Raw genomic sequence first — 3,192 nt, forward strand, 5'->3', positions numbered from 1 at the left:
AGCCCGGATAGTAGTAGTATTTCGCGATCTGGTTAAAGCCCAGATCCTTGTCGATGATCGGAAGCGAAAATTCCGTGGCGTCGATGCGACCGCGCTCCAGCGCGAGGTAGATTTCGCTGGCAGGCAAATACTGTGCCGAGGCGCCGAATTCGTTAAGCACGCGCGCGCCAACACCGGCCATGCGCATCTTGAGACCGTTGAAATCCTCGATCGATTTGATTTCCTTGTTGAACCAGCCGCCGGGCTCGGGGTTGGTGACGTGGCAGGCCATGACCTTGATGTTGAGCGGGTCAAAGCCGCGCTGAACGATCTCCAGACCGCCGCCCACATGCAACCAGGCCGCCAGAGCTTCGGGGCCCGCGCCGAAGGGTGTCGCACCGATTTGGGCAACCGGAACCTGTCCGCCCCACTGGCCCAGAAAGCTCCAACCAGCCGGAATAGCACCGGAGCTTACGTTTTCGAGAATTTCCCCTGCCGGGACCAGTTCGCCGGCCCCGTAGAGCGTGAACCCGGAAGCTCCACCGCTCATCTTTCTGAGTGTCTCATCCATCAGCTTTGCGCTGTCGGCCAGGAATGTCAGGTCCTTGGGGATGTTCATGTGCACGTCTAGGATGTCAGCCTTTGCGGACACGCCGAATGCCATTGAACCTGCGATCAGAGCTGCGGTGATTTTCGAATATTTCATACTTTCCTCCCAATTGGGCCGACCGGCACAAACATCCTCCGAGTTTGTTCCGCGGCAGTAGATAAACAAATGCTGATTGATTATTGATCAAAAATCAAGTTTTAGATTCGGGAATTTCCCACATCTCGTTCAATGACTTATGATGAAAGGGAAAAATAGTGGACTCTACCCGCGCAGAGTCTTCTTTGTTAAGCCGACTCAGGAGCAAAAAGCATCCGGACAAGCACGTCGTACGCATCGGAAAGGTCAGCGATCAGAGCCTCCGATGCGCCTTTGTCATCCCCCTTGCGGATGCATTCGACGATTCTGCGGTGATGGTTATTTGAAACCTTGTACTGGTCCTCAAGTTCCAACTGATAAAGATGGGGACTGACGCGCAACCAGAGCGTACCGATGATTTCCGTCAAGACAGGTGAACGCGATTGCTCGTAAAGACGAAAGTGGAATTCGTAGTTGGTCTTGATGTACCTGCGAACATCGCCGGACTGCTCTGTGTTTTCGAGGCGCTCCAGCAAATCATCGAGGTCCGCCAGAAAAGCATCGTCCCGGTTCTTTACCGCCCATCTTACGGCAAGCGCCTCGACCTCAAGGCGCACATTGCGCAAATCGGTCAACTCTTCATAATCAAGCACCGGCACGCCCACCGACCGGCCAGAAACATTTGCCAGAACTCCGACAGCAAGCAGCCGGGTCAACGCCTCGCGCACAGGCATTGCGCTGACGCCAAAGGCCTTGGCCACCCGCGCAACAGGCACCGCCTGGCCAGGTGTAAACTCACCCTCGCGCAACAATGTGCACAGCCGATCATAGACCTGATCGTGCAACTTGTCTTTTTGGATCGGCTGTTGGTTTTCAAACATATTCAGTCTCTTTGCACATAAGCCCAATGAAAATCCATAGCTAGACGAGCAATCCTGAAAGGAATTTCGCATCGTCGTTTCATTTCTTGCCGCGTTCACCTGCCCCTCGGGTGATCCGTACTAAAGTGACCCTAAATGAATCTCCCGTTAGTCATCGGTGATTGTTTTGCAAACTTCCGCCATGATCGACCATGCAATCCTACGTAACAGCCCGTCGGCCTGCAAAGCGGATTTTAAGTTGCCCCTTCTCCATGGCGCCGACGTCCGAAGATCAACAGACAGAGGCCAGATAATGACAGAAGCAAGGGTTTACGCAAAAAACCTTGCAAAGACGACCACCGAAACCCGGCAGGTGTAAAACCAGTCATCTGACAAACCCGCTGAATTACCATTACTTCTTCCCGTCATTTCGTTAAATATCCTGTTCACCTTCCAAAGGGAGATAACGATGTCCAAAGAAAATCACGCCACCCAATCGTCGCGGATCGAAGGAATGCGAGATATGGAGCCGGAAGCGCGGCGGAAGGCTGTGTCGCTAGCTACCGGTATCGACCAGTCGGCTATTGATGCATTGTCTGACGCTCCGGCTCTTGGGCTTCATGTCGCGAACGGAATGATTGAGAATGTGATCGGCACTTACGAGTTGCCACTTGGCGTTGCAACAAACTTCACGGTTAACGGTCGCGACTATCTGGTACCAATGGCCGTCGAAGAACCATCCGTTGTCGCCGCCGCCTCCTACATGGCCAAGATCGCCCGCGAAGGAGGTGGTTTCCGTACAAGCTCGACCGCGCCGATCATGCGGGCGCAGATCCAGATCCTGGGGCTTGGCGATCCGTTTGGCGCACGCGCACTGCTCCTGGCGGATCGAGACAATATTATTGAAAAAGCCAACTCCAGGGACACAGTCCTGATCGGCCTTGGTGGTGGCTGCAAAGACATCGAAGTCGAAGTCTTTTCTGATAGTCCGATCGGTTCGATGGTCATTTTGCATCTTCTGGTGGATGTGCGCGACGCCATGGGTGCTAACACGGTCAACACCATGGCCGAGTCCGTGGCCCCGCATGTGGAAAAAATCACCGGTGGAAAAGTGCGATTGCGCATTCTTTCCAATCTGGCCGACAAGCGGCTAGTAACGGCCAGCGTTCGCGTTCCCACAGATGCGTTGAAGTCGGGGACGCACGACGGTGCGGAGGTGGCGCAAGGCATAGTCGAGGCCTGTGCGCTGGCCCTGATCGATCCTTATCGTGCTGCGACCCACAATAAGGGCATCATGAACGGAATTGACCCGGTCGTCTTGGCCACAGGTAACGATTGGCGTGCCGTTGAGGCGGGTGCCCATGCCTTTGCCTCGCGTTCCGGCCGCTACAAGTCGTTGACCACATGGGAGATCGCCAAGGATGGCGCGCTCGTCGGAACGTTGGAAATACCTATGGCGCTCGGTATCGTCGGTGGGGCCACGCGCACCCATCCGGCCGCGCAGGCCGCGCTCAAGCTGATGGGCGTGTCGTCCGCCCGAGAGCTTGCCGAGGTGACGGTGGCGGTTGGTCTGGCGCAGAATATGGCCGCACTGCGCGCGCTGGCCACCGAAGGCATTCAACGGGGGCACATGACATTACATGCACGCAACATCGCGATTACAGCCGG

General features: G+C 55.6%; 3 protein-coding genes. 1 reads left to right on the forward strand and 2 read right to left on the reverse strand.

What is annotated here, in order from left to right:
- Positions 1-685, reverse strand: a 685-nt coding sequence (locus AC221Y_RS22525; protein ID WP_486708529.1) for a type 2 periplasmic-binding domain-containing protein, incomplete at its 3' end; no start/stop codon positions are given.
- 188 nt (positions 686-873) lie between these two features.
- Positions 874-1,545 carry a GntR family transcriptional regulator gene (locus tag AC221Y_RS22530; RefSeq protein WP_085828487.1) on the reverse strand — a complete coding sequence of 224 codons (672 nt, stop codon included), beginning with the start codon at positions 1,543-1,545 and terminating at the stop codon, positions 874-876.
- 448 nt (positions 1,546-1,993) lie between these two features.
- Here AC221Y_RS22530 and AC221Y_RS22535 point away from each other — a divergent pair.
- The coding region (locus AC221Y_RS22535; RefSeq protein ID WP_486708530.1) for a hydroxymethylglutaryl-CoA reductase, degradative at positions 1,994-3,192 on the forward strand (1,199 nt) is incomplete at its 3' end.

The sequence above is a fragment of the Boseongicola sp. genome, assembly GCF_057460485.1.